This is a genomic window from Pseudoxanthomonas sp. CF125 (assembly GCF_900104085.1).
Classification (GTDB): domain Bacteria; phylum Pseudomonadota; class Gammaproteobacteria; order Xanthomonadales; family Xanthomonadaceae; genus Pseudoxanthomonas_A.
This window is the reverse complement of record NZ_FNLD01000001.1, coordinates 419,036-437,052: the sequence shown is the minus strand read 5'-3', so window position 1 is coordinate 437,052 and position 18,017 is coordinate 419,036. Positions and strand designations below refer to the sequence as shown.

General features: G+C 64.2%; 18 protein-coding genes and 1 pseudogene. 9 read left to right on the top strand and 10 right to left on the bottom strand.

Features of this window, described 5'->3' with window-relative positions; translation table 11 throughout:
- Window positions 1-125: 125 nt before the first annotated feature.
- Both BLR66_RS02075 and BLR66_RS02070 read right to left on the bottom strand, forming a co-directional pair.
- Window positions 126-413, bottom strand: a complete 288-nt coding sequence (locus tag BLR66_RS02075) for a BolA family protein (RefSeq protein WP_093279968.1) — start codon at window positions 411-413, stop codon at window positions 126-128.
- Window positions 410-709: a YciI family protein gene (locus tag BLR66_RS02070; protein ID WP_093279967.1), complete on the bottom strand. Its 300-nt coding sequence runs from the start codon at window positions 707-709 to the stop codon at window positions 410-412. The genes BLR66_RS02075 and BLR66_RS02070 overlap by 4 nt, the downstream gene beginning before the upstream one ends.
- A gap of 352 nt (window positions 710-1,061) precedes the next feature.
- Here BLR66_RS02070 and BLR66_RS02065 point away from each other — a divergent pair, with 352 nt between their 5' ends.
- The 5 genes and pseudogenes from BLR66_RS02065 to BLR66_RS02045 all read left to right on the top strand — a co-directional run bounded on the left by BLR66_RS02065 (window position 1,062) and on the right by BLR66_RS02045 (window position 6,605).
- A complete protein-coding gene (locus tag BLR66_RS02065) occupies window positions 1,062-1,979 on the top strand; it encodes a segregation and condensation protein A (RefSeq protein WP_093279966.1) in 918 nt (305 codons plus the stop codon).
- Window positions 1,951-2,559 (top strand): annotated as a pseudogene (gene scpB / locus BLR66_RS02060) (SMC-Scp complex subunit ScpB); the annotation flags it as partial. The gene BLR66_RS02065 and the pseudogene scpB, both read left to right, overlap by 29 nt.
- Before the next feature lie 269 nt (window positions 2,560-2,828).
- On the top strand, window positions 2,829-4,475 hold the full coding sequence (locus BLR66_RS02055) for a pseudouridine synthase (RefSeq protein WP_093279965.1): 1,647 nt from the start codon (window positions 2,829-2,831) through the stop codon (window positions 4,473-4,475).
- Window positions 4,476-4,599: 124 nt separating this feature from the next.
- Window positions 4,600-5,724 carry an NAD(P)/FAD-dependent oxidoreductase gene (locus BLR66_RS02050; RefSeq protein WP_093279964.1) on the top strand — a complete coding sequence of 375 codons (1,125 nt, stop codon included), beginning with the start codon at window positions 4,600-4,602 and terminating at the stop codon, window positions 5,722-5,724.
- Window positions 5,725-5,819: 95 nt separating this feature from the next.
- A complete protein-coding gene (locus BLR66_RS02045; protein WP_093279963.1) occupies window positions 5,820-6,605 on the top strand; it encodes a ferredoxin--NADP reductase in 786 nt (261 codons plus the stop codon).
- Window positions 6,606-6,690: 85 nt separating this feature from the next.
- Here the strand turns inward: BLR66_RS02045 and BLR66_RS02040 are convergent, their stop codons facing one another.
- Entirely contained in the window at window positions 6,691-7,173 is a 483-nt protein-coding gene (locus tag BLR66_RS02040) for a glutathione peroxidase (RefSeq protein ID WP_093279962.1), read from the bottom strand.
- 132 nt (window positions 7,174-7,305) lie between these two features.
- Here BLR66_RS02040 and BLR66_RS02035 point away from each other — a divergent pair, with 132 nt between their 5' ends.
- Entirely contained in the window at window positions 7,306-7,908 is a 603-nt protein-coding gene (locus BLR66_RS02035; protein WP_093279961.1) for a hypothetical protein, read from the top strand.
- Window positions 7,909-7,923: 15 nt separating this feature from the next.
- Here the strand turns inward: BLR66_RS02035 and BLR66_RS02030 are convergent, their stop codons facing one another.
- A complete protein-coding gene (locus BLR66_RS02030) occupies window positions 7,924-9,957 on the bottom strand; it encodes an amidohydrolase family protein (RefSeq protein WP_093279960.1) in 2,034 nt (677 codons plus the stop codon).
- A 154-nt stretch (window positions 9,958-10,111) separates the two neighbouring features.
- Between BLR66_RS02030 and BLR66_RS02025 the strand changes: the two genes are divergently transcribed.
- Window positions 10,112-12,304 (top strand): M3 family metallopeptidase, encoded by a 2,193-nt coding sequence (locus BLR66_RS02025; protein WP_176943732.1) that lies wholly within the window; start codon window positions 10,112-10,114, stop codon window positions 12,302-12,304.
- A 75-nt stretch (window positions 12,305-12,379) separates the two neighbouring features.
- Here the strand turns inward: BLR66_RS02025 and BLR66_RS02020 are convergent, their stop codons facing one another.
- The 5 genes from BLR66_RS02020 to BLR66_RS02000 all read right to left on the bottom strand — a co-directional run bounded on the left by BLR66_RS02020 (window position 12,380) and on the right by BLR66_RS02000 (window position 16,757).
- Window positions 12,380-13,591 (bottom strand): glycerophosphodiester phosphodiesterase family protein, encoded by a 1,212-nt coding sequence (locus BLR66_RS02020; RefSeq protein ID WP_255402268.1) that lies wholly within the window; start codon window positions 13,589-13,591, stop codon window positions 12,380-12,382.
- 318 nt (window positions 13,592-13,909) lie between these two features.
- Window positions 13,910-14,317 (bottom strand): hypothetical protein, encoded by a 408-nt coding sequence (locus tag BLR66_RS02015; protein WP_093279958.1) that lies wholly within the window; start codon window positions 14,315-14,317, stop codon window positions 13,910-13,912.
- A 72-nt stretch (window positions 14,318-14,389) separates the two neighbouring features.
- A complete protein-coding gene (gene cfa, locus BLR66_RS02010) occupies window positions 14,390-15,520 on the bottom strand; it encodes a cyclopropane fatty acyl phospholipid synthase (protein ID WP_093279957.1) in 1,131 nt (376 codons plus the stop codon).
- 15 nt (window positions 15,521-15,535) lie between these two features.
- Entirely contained in the window at window positions 15,536-16,366 is an 831-nt protein-coding gene (locus BLR66_RS02005; protein ID WP_143014528.1) for a DUF3298 and DUF4163 domain-containing protein, read from the bottom strand.
- A 115-nt stretch (window positions 16,367-16,481) separates the two neighbouring features.
- A complete protein-coding gene (locus BLR66_RS02000; protein WP_093279956.1) occupies window positions 16,482-16,757 on the bottom strand; it encodes a GNAT family N-acetyltransferase in 276 nt (91 codons plus the stop codon).
- Window positions 16,758-16,955: 198 nt separating this feature from the next.
- On the opposite strand from BLR66_RS02000, the gene BLR66_RS01995 reads away from it, so the two are divergent.
- Window positions 16,956-17,174: a hypothetical protein gene (locus BLR66_RS01995; protein WP_093279955.1), complete on the top strand. Its 219-nt coding sequence runs from the start codon at window positions 16,956-16,958 to the stop codon at window positions 17,172-17,174.
- A 137-nt stretch (window positions 17,175-17,311) separates the two neighbouring features.
- Here BLR66_RS01995 and BLR66_RS19095 read toward each other — a convergent pair whose 3' ends face one another.
- The gene (locus BLR66_RS19095) at window positions 17,312-17,671 is read right to left on the bottom strand and encodes a hypothetical protein (protein WP_176943731.1); all 360 of its coding nucleotides are present in this window, start codon (window positions 17,669-17,671) and stop codon (window positions 17,312-17,314) included.
- Between BLR66_RS19095 and BLR66_RS19090 the strand changes: the two genes are divergently transcribed.
- Window positions 17,631-17,996 (top strand): hypothetical protein, encoded by a 366-nt coding sequence (locus tag BLR66_RS19090; RefSeq protein ID WP_176943730.1) that lies wholly within the window; start codon window positions 17,631-17,633, stop codon window positions 17,994-17,996. The genes BLR66_RS19095 and BLR66_RS19090 overlap by 41 nt on opposite strands.
- The last annotated feature ends 21 nt before the right edge of the window (window positions 17,997-18,017 follow it).

Genomic DNA, 18,017 nt, shown 5'->3' with positions numbered 1-18,017 from the left:
TCCTCCACGATTCCTCTTCCGATGCGTCGCTTTCATTTCCCGGCTCCTCCTTCCAGATTTTCAGGCGGGCAAATGTAAACGTTTTCAGGGAAGGGTGTAAGTCGCACCGCAGCAGTTTTGGAAAGTCAGCCTGACTCGCCCGGCGCCCGCGCGTGGATCTGCAGCGCGTGGATGTCTGTGGTCATCATTTCCCCCAGTGCCGCGTACACGGACCTGTGCCGGGACAGAGAACTCTTGCCGGCGAAGGCTTCGCTGACTATTTCAACGCTGTAATGGCCCCTGCCATCCCGCGCACCGGCATGGCCGGCATGCAGATGGCTGTCGTCGTTGACTACCAGATGGGTAGGCACGAAAGCAGCCTCCAGCGCTTCGCGGATGCGGGCAAGCCGGCTGTTCGGCGCCTGGCTGCTCAAGGGAGTACCTTGCGGAACGGACGCACTTCGGTCCGCGCATAGGCGCCCGCTTCCACATAAGGGTCGGCATCGGCCCAGGCGCGCGCGGCCTCCAGCGAGTCGAATTCGGCGATCACGATGCTGCCGCTGAAGCCGGCCGGGCCCGGATCCTCCGCATCGATCGCCGGGCACGGCCCTGCCAGCAAGAGCCGGCCTTCATCGCGCAACGCGGTCAGCCGCGCCAGATGCGCGGGGCGTGCAGCCATCCGCTTGGGCAGGGCATCGACCGCGTCGTATCCTTCAATGGCGTACCACATCCGATCTCTCCAGGATCCGTTCCAGCCTGAATTGTACGGTGGCGCGGCAAGCCAGACGCTGGACACCCGCCCCGTCACCGCTTACTCTTGATCCATTGCACGGCCGGAAGCAGCGGCCCGCCCGGACCCGGCTCATTCGCCTTCAGGCTCATTTGCCAGCAGTCCCGTCGACCGATTCGCTGCCCCCACCCGCCCGGGCCCAACGACCTCTCGCTGTCTGCCGCCACGTGCCTTGGCGTGCATTGCCTGCTTGATGTGTGGGAATGCGATCGCACTGCGACGCAATGTTCAGCCGTAATACCCAAGCGTGTCGGCCCCAGCCGCGCGATGCCTGCAATTCATGGCTTATTAGATGACTTCCGACCTCGCGCAAGACGCGAATCCGCAAATCGATACGCACAAGCAACAGCAGCCGGCCCCTCAGCAACATGAGATGCCGCTGGCGATGGTGCATGGGCAGGCCGTGCTGCAGATTCCGCAGGACCTCTACATTCCGCCCGACGCGCTGGAAGTGATCCTGGATGCGTTCGAAGGCCCGCTGGACTTGCTGCTGTACCTGATCCGCCGGCAGAACCTGGACATCCTGGACATCCCGGTGGCCGAGATCACCCGCCAGTACGTCCAGTACATCGGCGTGATGCAGGACCTGCGCTTCGAGCTGGCCGCCGAGTACCTGGTCATGGCCGCGATCCTGGCCGAGATCAAGTCGCGCATGCTGCTGCCGCGCCCGGTCAGCGAGGAAGGCGAAGAAGGCGATCCGCGCGCCGACCTGGTGCGCCGCCTGCAGGAATACGAACGCTTCAAGCAAGCCGCCGAAGACCTCGACGCCCTGCCCCGCCAGGACCGCGACACCACCCCGGTGCAGGCGCATGTGCCGGAACGCGCCGCGGTCCGCCTGCCGCCGCCGGTGGACCTGCGCGAGATGCTGCTGGCCCTGCATGACGTGCTCAAGCGCGCGGATCTGTTCACCGGACACGCCATCAAGCGCGACGCGCTCAGCGTGCGCCAGCGCATGGGCGATGTGCTGACGCGGCTGGAGGACGGCAAGTTCCACCGCTTCGAATCCATGTTCACGCCCGAAGAAGGCCGGCAGGGCGTGCTGGTCACGTTCCTGGCCATGCTGGAACTGGCCAAGGAACAGCTGCTCGACTTCGTGCAGGAAGCGCCGCTGGCGCCGATCTACCTGAAGTCGCTGGCCCTGAACAACACCAACGAACCGCTGGCGTTCTCCAGCGAATTCGATGACGGCGACGCCGCCAACGACAACTGACCGACACCCAGAAGCCAAGCACCGCATGGATCAAGCGCTCATCACCCGTATCGTAGAAGCCGCCCTGCTGGCCGCCAATCAGCCGCTGACGCTGGCGCAGCTGCACGGCCTGTTCCCCGAAGAACAACCGGCCCCGCCCGGCAGCGTCGAACAGGCGCTGGAACAACTGCGCGAAGCCTGCGCCGAGCGCGGCGTGGAACTGGTGGAAGTCGCTTCCGGCTTCCGCTACCAGGTGAAGGAAGAAGTGCACGGCTGGGTGTCGCGCATGTGGACCGAGCGCAAGACCAAGTACACCCGCGCCACCCTGGAAACCCTGGCCCTGATCGCCTATCGCCAGCCGATCACCCGCGGCGAGATCGAACAGGTGCGCGGCGTCGCGGTCAGCAGCAACACCATCCAGGCGCTGGAAGAGCGCGAATGGATCCGCGTGGTCGGCCACCGCGACGTGCCCGGCAAGCCGGCGCTGTTCGGCACCACCAAGATCTTCCTGGATTATTTCGGCCTGAAGCGGCTGGACGAATTGCCGCCGCTGTCGGAGCTGAAGGACATCGGCGAACTGGAGCCCCAGCTGTTCATGGATGACGCGCCGGTGCCGGCCGGCCTCCCCAGCCCCGAAGCAGCGCAGGAAAACGACACGGCCGAGGACGGCGAAGAATTGCAGGCCGCCAACGATGAACCGTCCGGCGCGGACTACGCGACGGACGATGACGAACAAGACATCCCTTCCGAAGACGATGCTTTCGAAGAAGTTTCTTCCGAAGCGATCGCCGATGAAGAACATTCCTTAGAGAACCAGGACGAAACCGAAGGCGCCGATGCGGTCAGCCAGGATTCGTCGGAGCAGAAACAATGAGCGACACCCCCCGCAACAAGCCCTCCCTGGGCAAGCTTTCGCTGAAGCGCGGCGACGCCGCTGCCGAAACCGGCGAAACCACCAAACTTTCCGAGCGCCTGCACAAGGTGCTGGCCCAGGCCGGCCTGGGCTCGCGCCGTGCGCTGGAGCAGCGCATCGCCGACGGCCTGGTCAAGGTCAACGGCGAAGTCGCCCAGACCGGCATGTCGGTCAAGGGCGGCGACCGCATCGAACTGGACGGCAAGACCTTCGTCGCCAGCGCCCTGACCGAACCGGCCCGCGTGCTGCTGTACAACAAGCCCGAAGGCGAAGTGACCACGCGCGAAGACCCCGAAGGCCGCCCCACCATCTTCGAAGCGTTGCCCGCCTTGAAGGGCGCGCGCTGGATCGCCATCGGCCGCCTGGACATCAACACCACCGGCCTGCTGCTGCTCACCACCGACGGCGAGCTGGCCAACGCGATGATGCACCCCTCCTACGAAGTGGAACGCGAATATGTCTGCCGCGTGCGCGCGCCGGAAGGCATGGAGACCGTTCCCGACAACCTGGTCGATCGGCTCGCCCGCGGCGTCGCACTGGAAGACGGCCCGGCCAAGTTCGATGTGATCGAACGCATCGGCGGCACCGACTCGCACGACTGGTTCCGCGTGGTGGTGAAGGAGGGCCGCAATCGCGAAGTCCGCCGCCTGTGGGAATCGCAGGGCTGCCAGGTCAGTCGCCTCAAGCGCACGCGCTACGGCAAGATTTCCCTGCCGCAACCGCTGCTGCGCGGCCAGTCGCAGGAACTGCCCGACGTGCAGGTGGAAAAGCTCCGCGCCGAGCTGGGCCTGGAAACCGGCGCCCCGCCCGCACTCACGCTGCAGCCGGTGATCGGCCAGCGCAAGGCGGCCAAGTCCACCGTGCACATCGGCGCCGGCCGCAGCACCGGCCAGGCTTACGTCAACGGCCACAACACCGCCGATGAAGGGCGCGAGTTGCGCCGCTTCGACCATGTGCGCGAAGACCGCGGCCGTGGCCGTTTCGGCAGCAAGAAACCGCACGGCGGCCTGACCGTCAGTGGCGAAGCGGCGGCCAAGCAATCGCAGAAACCGTTCAAGTCGCGCCCTACCAAAGGCCCGAAGCCCCTGCCCGACGGCAATCCCGCCGCGTTCCGTAGCTGGTACGTGCCTGAAGGCGTAGACACCGGTCCGACCGGTCACCGCAACGCGGGTCCGCCGAAGCCTTATGGCAAGAAGCCAGGTGGTCCGCGTCCTGCGGGCGCCGGTCGCCCGGGCCCGGGTGGCGGCCGTCCCTATGCGGCGCGCAGCGAAGGCAACTTCGGCAACGAATCGCGCGGTCCGCGCGGCGCCGGCCCCAAGGGTCCGCGTCCTGCCGGCCAGGGCGAAGGGCAGCAGCGCGCACCGCGTCCTTACGGACACCCGGGCAATGCGCCGAGCTTTCCTTCCGATCACGCCAATCCCGGTGCTTACAACCCGTATGGCCAACAGCCGCGCGCTCCGCGTCCGCAGGGCGCGCGTCCGGGCGGCAACCGGCCGCACAACAACGCGGGGCCGCGTCCGAACGGTCCACGTCCCGGTGGCCCGCGCGGCGCCGGACGCCCGCCGGGCGGCAATCGCGGTCCGCGCGGCGGCGGCCACGCCTGAATCGCGAGGGTCATCGCTAAATGAATAAAGGGCGCTCAGGCGCCCTTTTTCTTTACTTCACTTCATGCCCGCCTCACATTGCGCCGGCAGTGTGCGCCTATCCGACAACCGGCACGGCGCATCGATGGCAAACAACAGTACTCCGCATTACGACGCGATAATCGTGGGCAGCAGTTTCGGTGGCGCCGCCTGTGCGCTGGCGGCGCGCGAAGCCGGCCTGCGCGTGTGCGTGCTGGAACGCAAGCACGACCCGGGCGAACGCCTCCACACCACCGGCATCATCGTCAAGGAGGCCGCCGAGGACACCGCGCTCAAAGACCTGCCCGCCAACCTGGTCCGCAGGATCGACAAGGTGCGGCTGTACTCGCCCAATCTTCGCAGCGCGCTGCTGTCGGCGCCCGGCTATTTCTTCCTGACCACCGACACGCCCAACGTCATGCGCTGGCTGGCCCAGCGACAGCGCGACGCAGGGGTGGAACTGCGATTGGGTCATTCCTTCCAGGCCGCGCAACGTACCGATGCCGGATGGCATGTGGATGGCGTGGGCACGGCGCGCTATCTGATCGGCGCGGACGGCGCGCGTTCGCGCGTGGCCGAACGCTTCGGCCTGGGCAGGCCCAGACGTTTTCTTTACGGCATCGAGTACGAGTTCGACGGGATCGCGTTGCACGAGCCCGACACCCTGCATTGCTTCATCACCCGCCAGTTTGCGCCCGGCTATATCGGCTGGGTCGCGCAGACTCCGACGGGTGTGCAGGCCGGTCTGGCGATGCGCTACGATCCGGCGGCCGCGCGCGCGCCGGACATCGTCGGCTTCCTGGATCGCGTCGGCGGTCTGGTAGGTCTGCCGGCACGGCGCCGAGCCGACGCGGTACGCGCAGGACTCATTCCCTGCGGAGGTCCGGTGGCGCCCTTGGCGTGCGATGGAGTCATCCTGACGGGAGACGCCGCGGGCATCGTTTCCCCGGTCACCGCTGGCGGAATCCATTCGGCCTGGCGCCACGGCTGGCTGGTCGGTCGCGCACTGGCGGGCGCTGCCGGAGACGGCGCTGCCGAGGAAATCGCGATCGGTCAGGCGCCGCGGTTCCGCAGCAAACGGCTGTTGCGCTGGGCCTTCGATCACGCGCAGATGGATTGGCCCTTCGACCTGCTGTTGAGGACCGCGCCGCTGCGTTGGGCCGCCGAACGGATCTACTTCCACAAGCGCGGTACGGCCGGGACAAAGCAGTCTGAAAGCAACGCGGCCTGAAAGCCGGTACCTGCCGGCGCGGCACGATGAGAACCGCTCTCATTCCCTCGGTTACAATACGCCACCGAAAACTCTCTTCACCTCCGACGTTCCCCATGTCTTCCGCTTTCGGCACCGAGACGGTGCTCGACGTCCGTCACTGGACCGACGACTACTTCAGCTTCACCACCACGCGCGACGATGGTTTCCGTTTCGACAACGGCCAGTTCGTGATGATCGGCCTGCAGGGCGCCGATGGGTCGAAGCCGCTCATGCGCGCCTATTCCATCGCCAGCGCCAACTGGGAAGAGCAACTGGAATTCTTCAGCATCAAAGTGCCCAACGGTCCGTTGACCTCGCGCCTGCAGCACATCAAGCCCGGCGACACGATACTGGTCGGCAAGAAACCCACCGGCACGCTGCTGATCAGCGACCTGCACCCCGGACGCAACCTCTATCTGCTGGGCACCGGTACCGGGCTTGCGCCCTGGTTGTCGATCATCAAGGATCCGGAAACCTACGAACGTTTCGAGCGCGTGGTCCTGACCCACGGCGTGCGCCACGTGCATGACCTCGCCTATCGCGACTACTTCGAAAAGGAACTGCCGCACCACGAGTTCCTGGGCGAACAAATCCGCGAGAAGCTGCTCTACTACCCGGCCGTCACCCGCGAGGAGTTCGTCAACAAGGGACGGCTGACCGAACTGCTGGAAAGCGGCCGCATGGCCGAGTCGCTGGGACTCCCACCGCTGGACCCGGAACACGACCGCGCCATGATCTGCGGCAGCCCGCAGATGCTGGCAGACCTGCGCGGCATCCTGGATGCGCGCGGCTTCGTTCCCGCACCCCGCATCGGCACCGCTGGCCAGTACGTCTTCGAGCGCGCCTTCGTCGAAAAGTAAGCGCGGCCCGCCGTAGGTCGGGGCTACGCCCCCGACGCACGTAGAGGCGGAGTATCCGTACGTCGGGGGCGTAGCCCCGACCTACTCAGTTCAATGCGGATTCGATGTCGCCCGCGATGGATTCCGGCTTGTCGGTCGGCGCATAGCGTTTGACCGGCTTGCCGTCGCGGCCGACCAGGAACTTGGTGAAGTTCCACTTGATCGCGTCGATACCGAGCAGTCCGCCCTTTTCCTTTTTAAGCCATTTCCATAGCGGGTGGGTGTTGGCGCCGTTGACTTCGATCTTGGCGAACATGGGGAAATCCACGTCATAGGTCAGCGAGCAGAAGTTCTTGATCTCTTCTTCGTTGCCTGGCTCCTGGTTGCCGAACTGGTCGCAGGGGAAGCCCAGCACCACCAGTCCGCGCTCGCGATAATCCTGCCAGAGCTTTTCTAGACCGGTGTATTGCGGGGTGAAACCGCACTTGGAGGCCACGTTGACGATCAGCAGCGCCTTGCCGCGATAGTCGGCCAGAGACACGTTGTTGCCATCGATGTCGATGGCTTCGAATTCATAGGCGGTAGTCATGATTGCGCTCCGGACAATAGCCTATGAGACACCCGATACGGGCAATGGGCAAGTCCGCGCAAGTGCGGCCCTGTGCGTCCGGTGCGAGGATCGAATAGCCTATGCCGTACGAGCGCAGAACGGTCCCCGCCCATGCAGGCAGCTTCCGACCCTAACTCCCTGGCCACCCTGTATATCCACGTGCGGATATTGCTGGGCATGATCGTGGGCCTGGGACTGACCCACCTGCTGCGGCACCTGGCGCGCATCGTCGAACGCCCCCAGGTGCGGCGGATCTACTGGGTGCACCTGGTGTGGGCGCTCTTCATGTTCATCTACCTGCTGCATTTCTGGTGGTGGGAGTTCTACCTGTCGCACCAGACGCGCTGGAATTTCAATCTCTATCTCTTCGTCACCGTCTATGCGCTGCTGCTGTATCTGCTCTGCGCGCTGATCTTTCCGGAAAGCGTGGACGACTACCAGGACTACCGCGATTATTTCTATTCCCGCGGGCATTGGTTCTTCGGGTTGCTGGCGGTGATGTTCGCGGTGGATGTGGTCGATACCGCCATCAAAGGCGCCGACTACTTCCGCCACTTCGGTCCTGAATACCTCATGCGCAACACCGGCTACATCCTTGCCAGCCTGGTCGCCATGAAGACCCGCAACCGGTATTACCACGGCGCTTTCGCCGTGGTGGCCCTGCTCTACGAATTGTCCTGGATCCTGCGCCGCTACGAAGCCCTGCAGTTCTGAGCGCGTCCGGCGCGATCAACGCGCCGTCTGCGCCCGCACCGGTTCGGCGAAGGGCTTGATGCCCAGCGCTTCATCGATCTCGCTGGGGTAATAGGCTTTGCCCTGGTGGATGACCAGGGCCACCTTGCGGATATCGGCGATATCGACGGTCGGATCGCCGTCCACCAGCACCAGGTCGGCGCGCTTGCCCACCGTCACCGAACCGCGATCGGCCGTGGTGCGCGTGTACTTGGCGCCGTTCCAAGTGGCGATCTGCAGCACTTGTGCGGGGGTAATGCCGGCCTTCACGTAAAGCTCAAGCTCGCGCTGCAGAGTGAAGCCGGAGATCTCGTCGGTGCCGGCCACGATGGGCACGCCAGCCTTGTATAGGCGGCCGACGAACTCGACCAGCTTGTCGAACGACTTCCCGTACAGCGCCTCGGTGGCGTCGTCGGGAATATCCATCTCGCCGACCCGGCGGCTGCGCTGGATGTCAGGCGGCAGATGGTCGGCCACATCGGCCACGATCGGCGACAGCTCGCCTTCGCGCTGATGGATGAATTCGAAGGTGGCCAGCGTGGGATCGATCACGATCTGCTTCTTCGCCAGCAGGGCAATGAAGTCCTGTACGGGCTTGGAGTCGAAATCCAGTCCCGCGGTCTTCTTAGCCACCAAGTAGAAACGCTCCAGCGTGCGGGTGTCGGTCTCCGGGGTAACGAAGAAGTTCAGCATCACCTGGTTGATGTGCTGGATCTCGTCGTAACCCTGATCCACCGCGTCCTGCGCGCGCATGAAGGCGGGAATGTGGCCGCTGACCCGCAGGCCGCGCTGGTGCGCGTAGGCGGCGGTGTCGCGCAGGATGTCCTTGGGGAAAGAGTTGTAGATCTTGACCTGCGGGTAACCGTGGTCGGCGTACCAGTCGACCGCTTTCTTGGCTTCGTCCAGGTTCTTGATGACGAAGCCGTTGCGCGCCGACATCTTGCTTTCGCCTTCGATGAAACCGGCCGGCACCACGCTGGGGCCCAGCAGCTTGCCCTCGCTCAACTGGGCCATCAGCTGTTGCAGAGTGGTGTTGTCGTTGCCCATGTCGCGGATGGTGGTGATGCCGGCCGCCAGGTGCAGGCCGCCATCCCAGGGACCGAAATGCGCATGCATGTCGAACAAACCTGGCAGCAGCACTTTGCCGTTCGCATCGATGACGTTGTCGGCCTTGGCTTTCTCATCGCCACTGTTGGAAAGCGACACTATCTTCCCATCGCGGATAAGCACGTCCGAAGCCGTGCCCAACGTCGCTTTCTCGCTGTCGAATATGCGCGCATTGCGGATCAGCGTGGTACCCGCAAGAGAATGGGCCAGGCGTTGTTCCATGCCTATCAGCACTTCGCCCTCGGCCTGCTTCTGGCGCGTTTCCAGCGCCATGGCGTTGGATTCCCAGCCCTCTTCTATCAGCTGCAGGAAACCGGGATAGATGAAGGCGAACAGGCGCGGATCGGCGTCTGTGGTGGCCCAGGCGAAGGTCGGGGTCAGGCCCACGCCGGTCATCGCCACCAGCTGCACCGTGCGCTTATCGTTGCCGTGCGCGACTTCGGCCTCGGCGATCTTGCGCACTGTCAGCGTGCCGCTGGGAATCAGCGGCAGCTTGCCGTCGCCGCGCTTGGCCAGCGCCGACATCGCCACCGAGAAACCGGCCGGCGTACCGCCCAGGGCAGAGTACAAGGCCGTACCGGACACCGACTGTTTGCCTTGATCGGAGGTCGACTTCCACTGCGCGTTGTTGCCCACACGAGAGAACGTTTCGTCCACCTTGGCCCCGAACGTAGAGGTGCCGGTGACCTTGTACTGGCTGTAGGTGCCGTCGGCGGCCAGTTTGTATTCCTCTTTCAGTTCCGGACCACGGCCGTTGTCCTTGAAGATGAAATCGACGTGGGTGGTGCCGTCGTCGTCCTTGCGCACGACCTGTTCGCCTGCCTTGGTGCCGCCATCGACCAAGGCCACGTAACGGAGGGTTTCGGCCGCCGCCGCCGGGCCGGCAAGGAACAGCGCAAGGGACAGGCACAGGACATGCTTCATCCGGAGATCTCCAAGGGGAAGTAAAGAGTGGGCCAGAACGGCTGCCCTCGAGCTTATCCCAGCCCCGCACCGGCCACCCCTGTCTTTCGTCACAGGTGCGGCATGGGGGCCATCGGTTAGCCTGTAAAGTCCAACTCTGTAAGGAAGCTGCAGAATGACCACCCGTCTTGCCCTGGCGCTTGCCGCCTCCCTTGGACTTGCCATGCCCGCTTATTCCCAGGCCGCAACACCGGCCGCCGCCGAAGCCGCCAAGGCTTCAAACCCCTTCTTTTCCGAAAGCCCCCTGCCGCTGCACTATCCGCAGTTCGACAAGATCAAGGATTCCGATTTCGCGCCCGCCTTCGACGCCGGCATGGCCGAGCAGTTGAAGGAAGTGGACGCGATCGCCAACAACCCTGCCGCGCCGACCTTCGACAACACCATCCTGGCGATGGAGAAAAGCGGCCAGGTGCTGAACCGCGCGCAGACCGTGTTCTTCAGCCTGGTCGGCGCCGACACCAACGACGCGCGCAACAAGCTGCGTGCAGACTATGCGGCCAAGTTCGCCGCCCACGGCGACGCCATCGCCTTGAATCCTAAGCTGTTCGCCCGTATCGATACGCTGTACAAGGCGCGCGATACGCTGGGCCTGGATGCCGAAGGCGTGCGCCTGATCGAGCGCTACCACACCGATTTCGTGCGCAGCGGCGCCAACCTGTCCGAGGTCGACAAGGCCACGCTGAAGGGCATGAACTCGCAGCTGGCCGAACTGGGCAGCAAGTTCAGCGACAACGTGCTGAAGGAAGTCAACGCCTCGGCCGTAGTCATCGACAGCGCCAAGCAGCTGGACGGCTTCACCGAAGAACAGATCGCCACCGCCGCCGCAGCCGCCAAGGAACGCAAGCTGGAAGGCAAGTACGTCATCGCCCTGCTCAACACCACTGGCCAGCCGCCCGAGTCCGAACTGACCGACCGCGCCACCCGCCAGAAGCTGCACGAGGCCTCCATCGCGCGCGGCAGCCACGGCGGCGAATTCGACAACCGCCAGATCATCAGCAAGATCATGAAGCTGCGCGCCGACCGCGCCAAGCTGCTGGGCTACCCCAACCATGCGGCTTACGTGCTGGAAGACGAAACCGCCAAGACCCCGCAGGCGGTCAACGATATGCTGGGCAAGCTGGCTCCGCCGGCCGTGGCCAATGCACGGCGCGAAGCGGCCGACCTGCAGGCCATGATCAAGAAGGAAGGCGGCACTTTCGAACTGGCGCCATGGGACTGGGCGTTCTATTCGGAAAAAGTGCGCAAGGACAAATTCAACTTCGACGAGTCGCAGCTCAAGCCGTATTTCGAACTCAGCAACGTGCTGGAAAACGGCGTGTTCTTCGCCGCCAACCAGTTGTACGGGCTGACCTTCAAGAAGCGCACCGATCTGCCGGTGTACAACCCGGACGTGACCACCTACGACGTGTTCGATGCCGACGGCAAGCAGCTGGCCATCTTCATCGCCGACATGTACGCGCGCCCGTCCAAGCGCGGCGGCGCGTGGATGAACTCGTACGTGTCGCAGTCGGGCCTGACCGGTTACAAGCCGGTGGTCGCCAACCACCTCAACATCCCCAAGCCGCCGGCCGGCAAGCCCACGCTGCTGACCTGGGATGAAGTGACCACCGCGTTCCACGAATTCGGGCATGCGCTGCACGGCATGTTCTCCAACGTGGAGTACCCCTACTTCACCGGTACCAGCGTGCCGCGCGACTTCGTCGAGTATCCCTCGCAGGTCAACGAGATGTGGGCCGACTGGCCGGCGATCCTGAAGAACTACGCCAAGCACCACGAAACCGGCGCGCCGATGCCGCAGGAACTGCTGGACAAGGTGATCGCCGCATCCAAGTTCAACCAGGGCTTCCGCACCACCGAATACCTGGGCTCGGCGATGCTGGACCAGCGCTGGCACCAGATCACCGCCGACCAGGTGCCCGACGCGTCCGGCGTGATGGCTTTCGAAGCCGCCGCGCAGAAAGCCGACGGCACCGACTACGCGCCGGTGCCGCCGCGCTACCGTACGCCCTACTTCAGCCACATCATGGGCGGCTATTCGGCCGGCTACTACGCCTACATCTGGTCCGAAGTGCTGGACGCCAACAGCGTGGAATGGTTCGAGCAGCATGGCGGTCTGACCCGCGCCAACGGCGACCATTTCCGCAAGACCCTGCTCTCGCGCGGCGGCAGCAAGGACGCGCTGCAGCTGTTCCAGGATTTCGCCGGCCATGCGCCGAAAATCGAGCCGTTGCTGAAGAAGCGCGGATTGGTGGCCGATGCCGCCGACGGCGCCAACCCGACGCCCACCCCCGAAGCACCCAAAAAGTAATTCCTACCATCCTCGTTGTGCAGGCACGCCACCTTCGGGTGGCGTGCCTGTTTTGGGATCCGGCCGCGGCGGCCCTCACCGTTCGCGTAAAGGCCGGCTCAAATCCAGGAAGATTTCGCGCGCGGCCACGCCTTGGTCCGGTTGATCGATGAAGAAACCCTGCACGCCCAGGCCGTACAGCTGTACGGCCTCGGCGATCACCGACTGCGGAATCCCCTCTGGCGTCTGCGCGAGGAAAGACTCTTCCGCGCGCAAGGTGTAGGGATGCACCTGCAGTCCTGCCTTCAAGGCCCAGCCGAGCATCGGATGGACCAGGCCTGTTCCCTGGCTTGCCAACTCGGCCTTGCCGTCGCGATTGACATCGACCTTCACCGACAACGGTTGGCGCGGCAGCAGGTTGCCCTTCCAGGGGCCGACGCCGCTGGCGTAATTCGCTTTCATCCACTGCAGCACCTGTTCGGTGGCGAACGCACCGTACAGCGTATTGGCGTTGATGCCGCCCTCGACCTGCCCGATCAGACCACCATATAGCGCAGTGAGATTGGCGCCATGGCTGGCGTTGTAGACCACGTCATAGGGCTTGGCCGCGTAGAAATCGTCGTACAGCTGCACCAGCGGCAGATCGACGCCAGCCGCAGGCATCCAACGCTTCTCCAGTTCGATCAGGTTCTCGAACTCGAAGCTCTGGATATAGACCTGCGCCGGATTGGTGAAACCTTCCGCCACCAGGGTTTCGATCAGCTTGGCGCCCAGCGAGACCGCGATGGGACTGCCATCGATGCGGCGGCCCTCTTTGGCGAAATAAGTCGGGTGCTTGGTTTCCGGATACACACCGATGCGGCGCCCGCCGCGGCTCTCCTGCTTGGCCAGCTGCACCACTTCAGCGAAGGTCGGAATGGCGTACTGACCGTCGAAGCGGGTATTGCCAGGACGGAGCTGCGGAATGCGTTCCTTGGCGCGCAGCGTCTTGATCTCTGCCAGGGTGAAATCTTCGGTGAACCAGCCGGTCATCGCCACGCCGTCGATCAGTTTCGTGGTCTTGCGGCCGACGAACTCGGGGTGGGCGGCGACGTCGGTAGTGCCGGAGATTTCGTTTTCGTGGCGGGCGATCAACACGCCGTCCTTGGTGGCGACCAGATCCGGTTCGATGAAATCGGCGCCCTGCTGGATGGCCAGACGATAGGCCGCCAGCGTGTGCTCGGGGCGGTATCCACTGGCGCCACGGTGCGCGATGACGATAAGCCCCTGCTTGTCGTGCACGTGCTGGTCGGGTTTATAGGAGTTCACGGCTTCTTTCGCGAAGGCAATGGCGGCCAATGAGAACAGGGCGCATAAGGATAATGCACGCACCAGCGCTACGCGGTTCGGTCTCTTGTTCATCGGTTCGTCCTTTTGGGAGATCGGGATGCCGGGCTTCCCCCTCAAGCCGACGCGGCCAGCCTCGAACACGCAGATTGCAGCCGCTTTACCGAATGGCTTACATCGCATGACCCGCATGCGACGTGTGATGCCGGCCCACTATCTCCAATGAAGACAGGAACTTGTTCCGAACCGTGCCGCCGACGTTGCGGCGCCCCATTCCGCTGAGCGCCGCGCAATCCGCGCCTAATCCAGCAGCTTTTGTTGCTGACCCGAAGTCTCCGTCCAGTGGTAGCGGCCGGTAGCCGGGTCGTACACGCGATTGGGCGCGATCTGGATCATGCCATTGACCGGCTTGCCGTTCGCGTCCAACAGATTGGCCGGCTGCTTCCGTGACCCGGATTCGGTCGGCACTTCACGTGCCGGCCCTTTGCTGGGAATCGCAGCAGGCGCCTGCGGGCGCTGGTTGGGATCGCTGGCCACCTTGGGCGTCTGCACGGATTGCGCCTGATCGAGCTTGGGGCCGATACCGCTATTGCTGGGCGGCGTGACCGGCTTGGCGGTGGGCACGGTGGGCTGCTGCAGTTGCTGCGACAAGGCCGGCAGCGCGGCCAGCCCGATCAGCGCGGCGAAAACCAGGGGAATGGGTTTCATGAGGTGGCTCCGTTGGAAGGAATAGCCCGACCGTAATCCCCTCTACCTTCACGCACCATGAAAAAGCCGGTTTCAGCGTGGGGCCAGATAACCGCCCTTCACCCCGCCGTTGGACAGCACCACCTGCCACAGTTGTGAATTGCGCGTACGGAAAGTGGCCATGGACGCGGACAGATAAAATCGCCACATGCGACGGAAGCGTTCGTCGTAGCGTGGATCCGGCGGCCAGGCGTGTTCCACGTTGTCGCGCCAGGCCTGCAGCGTGCGGTCGTAGTCGGTGCCGAAGTTGTGCCAGTCCTCGATGACGAACAGGCCCTCCACCGCCTGCGCGATCTGCGCCGTGGAGGGCAGCATGGAGTTGGGGAAGATGTAGCGCGCGATCCAGGGATCGGTATGGTTGACCGAACGGTTGGTGCCTATGGTATGCAGCAGAAACAACGCCCCCGGCGGCAGGCAGCGGTGCGCCACTTCGAAATAGCCGCGGTAGTTCTTGACGCCCACATGCTCGAACATGCCGATGGACAGCGCCGCATCGAACGGCTCATGCAGCTCGCGGTAATCCTGCAGCCGGATTTCCACCGGCAGTCCGGCGCACAGTTCGCGCGCGTAGTCGGCCTGCTCCTTCGAAATGGTGATGCCCACCCCGCTGACCCCGTAACGCTCGGCGGCGAATTTCAGCGCCTCGCCCCAGCCGCAACCGATGTCCAACACGCGCATGCCCGGCTGCAGGCGAAGTTTGCGGCAGGTCAAATCCAGCTTCGCCTCCTGCGCCGCGTCCAGCCCTTCCAGCACGCGCCCGTCGGCCTGTGTCCAGTACCCGCAGCTGTAGACCAGGCGCCGACCCAGCATGGCCGCATACAGATCGTTGCCCAGATCGTAGTGGCGCTCCCCCACTTCCCGGCTGCGGTTGCGGTTCTGCAGGTTCAACAGGCGCGCGCGCAACGCGTCCCAGAGTTCGCCGGCACCGTGCACACGCTGCTCCAGCCGCGCCTGCAATAGATGGAACAGCAATCCGTCCAGCGATTCCGCATCCCACCAGCCGTCCATATAGCTTTCGCCCAGGCCCAGCGATCCCTGCCCCAGCACCCGCGCATAGAAATGGGGATCGTGCACTTGCAGATCCCACGGGCGATCGCCGTCGATCCGCACATCCGCATCCGCGAGCAGATCGGTGACCCGTCGTTGGAAGCGTTGCTGCGACATGGCCCAGGCCGGATGTCAGGATTTGGCGAACAGGCCGGCGTACTCGGGGGCGACGTAGGGCAGCAGTACCGCCGCCGGCACGTCCACTGTCTGCGTCCCGTCCGCGTACGGGCCCACCTGGTAGGGCGGGAATACGAAGCGCAACGCGATCACCTTGCCTTCGGCGCCGACTATCGGCTGGAACTGGCTGAAGTTATCCACGTCCGGCTCGGTGCCTTCGTCGATCATCTTGTCGGCGCTGCGCACGAACTGCAGCCGTTCCTCGGGCGGCATTTCGTCGGCATCGGCGCGCACGGAGACGCTGGTGTGCAGTTGTTCCCGGATGAAGGCGCCGATGGAGGCCCAACCTTCCACCTTGGGCACCAGTTCCTTGGCCGTCAGCAGCTTGTTCTGCGGAGGCAGCCAAACGAAACGCGCCACCAGCGGTTCGCCATGCGCGCCCCCGGTGTAGCGGCTGCCATCGGCGGCGACCGCCACCAGCTCCGGCGTTTCGGCGACTTGTTCGAAGCTGAGCGACAGTTCGTACGGCGCCGATGGCTTGTCGTTGCCGAATCCGGCCACCGCCTGCATCAGCTCCGCCCGCGCCGCGTCGGAATAGGCGGCGACGGCCTGCGCCAGACCCGGATACTTGTTGAGCGTCGGCGGATAGCTGATGCCCACTATGTAGGCATCGTTGGTTTCGATGACGTCCTTGAGCTCGGGCACGGCGGGCGCGCCCGCAACCGGTGCCTGCGCTGGCGCGGTGTCGGGTTGCGCCGGGGGGGCGGGCGTGTCGGCTTCGCGCCTGCAGGCGCCGAGTGCCAGTACCAACAGGAAAAACAGGGGGAATTTCGACACGGATCGCACGACCAGACTCCTTCCAGGGAATGCATACAGTTTATGCCGCGACGCAGCAGCGCGACAGCCGCAATTCCGGGCGGCGCTGCTCTTCGTCGGCGCTGCTCTTCGTCGGCGCGGCCCTTCAGTCGACCAGATCGGCGTACTCGGGATGGTGCTGGACGTAGGCGGCCGAATAGGAGCAGGCCGGCACCACCCGCAACCCTTCGGCGCGCGCGTACTCCAGCGCGGCCTTGACCAGCTCCCCGGCAATCCCGCGCCCGCCGATGGCTTCGGGCACGCCGGTGTGGTCGATGGTCAGGCGTCTGCCGTCCCGGCGGTAAAGCAGCTCCGCTTCGTGTCCTTCGACCCGGACAGCGAAGCGGTGAGAGGCGGGGTCGTGGGCGATGTCCAGGGACATGGGGCTCTCCAGTGGGGAATGCGTCACGGCTGGATTGTGCCGTAGGCGGTTCAGGGGCGGCAAAACTGGACGTGGCGCGTCACATTCGGGCCGGCCAATGCCGCTAGCCCCCGTCTTTCAACGCTTTCAGTGCAACGACTCACAGTTGGCACGATAACTGCTTTATCCCTCTCAAGAGCAAACACACGGGGAACGGCAATGAACTTCGACGACGCAACCATCAACAACAACGACAATTCGTCCAGCGACTTCACCCTGCTGGAAGGTCTTTACCAGCTGGCCGTCACTGGCCACACCGACGACTGGGAATTCGAGCGCCTCAACAATGCCGTATACGAGCGCCTGCTCTCTTCCTACAACAGCGGCGTCGATATGGGCATGCACGAAACCGCCAATCCGATGAACCTGGCGGGCTGAAACTCCTTCGTTATCCGCAACACCGGTTCGACGATATCGCTACAACGCAATAACCAGAACAATAAGACGACCTGTACACAGGTCCGGACGCAGGTGACGGGGGTCGCCTGCGTCATTTTTTTTGGGCCAGATCCGCCTCAGCGATTGTCCCGCTTGCCCTGGTTGCGCCTGTCCTGCGTGCCCGAGCTGCCCTGTATCGCTTTCATCCTGCTTTCGGCCGCATGCAGCTCCACCGCCTTGTCCGCCGCTTCGTTCGACTGGAAGCCGGGGTCGGCCGCTGGCGTGTGATGCGGATCCAGCAATTGCCAGGGCTGCGTTTCCCGATCGTGCGCCTGCTTCTGTTCCAGCAGCTTGCGGGTACTGGCCAGGGCCTGGCGCGGGGTGACTTTGCGCGTAGCGGCCTTGCTCGCGCGCTTGGCGGGCGCCGATCTCGCAGCGGGCTTTGATGGGACCGGCTTGACCGGCGTCTTCCTGGCCGTAGCCGTCGCCTTCTTCACCGCAACTTTCTTTGTCGCCGGCTTGCTGGCCACCGCCTTTTTAACGGCTTTCTTGACGACTGTCTTTTTTGCGACGGCCTTCTTGGTTACGCCCTTGGTTGCTTGCTTGGCTGGAGCCTTCTTCGCTGAAGTCTTCTTCACCGCCGCCTTGACGGCCTTTCGCGGCTTGCTTGCCGGCTTCACAGCTTTCTTGGCGACCTTCTTCGCAGCCTTGCCTTGCACTTTCTTTTTTGCGGGCGCCTTTTTGACGGCCTTGGATGTCTTGGCGGGTTTGCGGGTGACCATCGCTTACGATCTCCGTTGGTGTCTTGTGGCTATTCGATAGCACGCAAAACATTCAGATACG

Excerpts from the sequence above, each read along its gene's own strand:
- BLR66_RS02070 (WP_093279967.1), bottom strand. The coding sequence starts at position 709 with ATGTGGTACGCCATTGAAGGATACGACGCGGTCGATGCCCTGCCCAAG.
- BLR66_RS02065 (WP_093279966.1), top strand. The coding sequence starts at position 1,062 with ATGACTTCCGACCTCGCGCAAGACGCGAATCCGCAAATCGATACGCAC.
- BLR66_RS02055 (WP_093279965.1), top strand. The coding sequence starts at position 2,829 with ATGAGCGACACCCCCCGCAACAAGCCCTCCCTGGGCAAGCTTTCGCTG.
- BLR66_RS02050 (WP_093279964.1), top strand. The coding sequence starts at position 4,600 with ATGGCAAACAACAGTACTCCGCATTACGACGCGATAATCGTGGGCAGC.
- BLR66_RS02045 (WP_093279963.1), top strand. The coding sequence starts at position 5,820 with ATGTCTTCCGCTTTCGGCACCGAGACGGTGCTCGACGTCCGTCACTGG.
- BLR66_RS02040 (WP_093279962.1), bottom strand. The coding sequence starts at position 7,173 with ATGACTACCGCCTATGAATTCGAAGCCATCGACATCGATGGCAACAAC.
- BLR66_RS02035 (WP_093279961.1), top strand. The coding sequence starts at position 7,306 with ATGCAGGCAGCTTCCGACCCTAACTCCCTGGCCACCCTGTATATCCAC.
- BLR66_RS02030 (WP_093279960.1), bottom strand. The coding sequence starts at position 9,957 with ATGAAGCATGTCCTGTGCCTGTCCCTTGCGCTGTTCCTTGCCGGCCCG.
- BLR66_RS02025 (WP_176943732.1), top strand. The coding sequence starts at position 10,112 with ATGACCACCCGTCTTGCCCTGGCGCTTGCCGCCTCCCTTGGACTTGCC.
- BLR66_RS02015 (WP_093279958.1), bottom strand. The coding sequence starts at position 14,317 with ATGAAACCCATTCCCCTGGTTTTCGCCGCGCTGATCGGGCTGGCCGCG.
- cfa (WP_093279957.1), bottom strand. The coding sequence starts at position 15,520 with ATGTCGCAGCAACGCTTCCAACGACGGGTCACCGATCTGCTCGCGGAT.
- BLR66_RS02000 (WP_093279956.1), bottom strand. The coding sequence starts at position 16,757 with ATGTCCCTGGACATCGCCCACGACCCCGCCTCTCACCGCTTCGCTGTC.
- BLR66_RS01995 (WP_093279955.1), top strand. The coding sequence starts at position 16,956 with ATGAACTTCGACGACGCAACCATCAACAACAACGACAATTCGTCCAGC.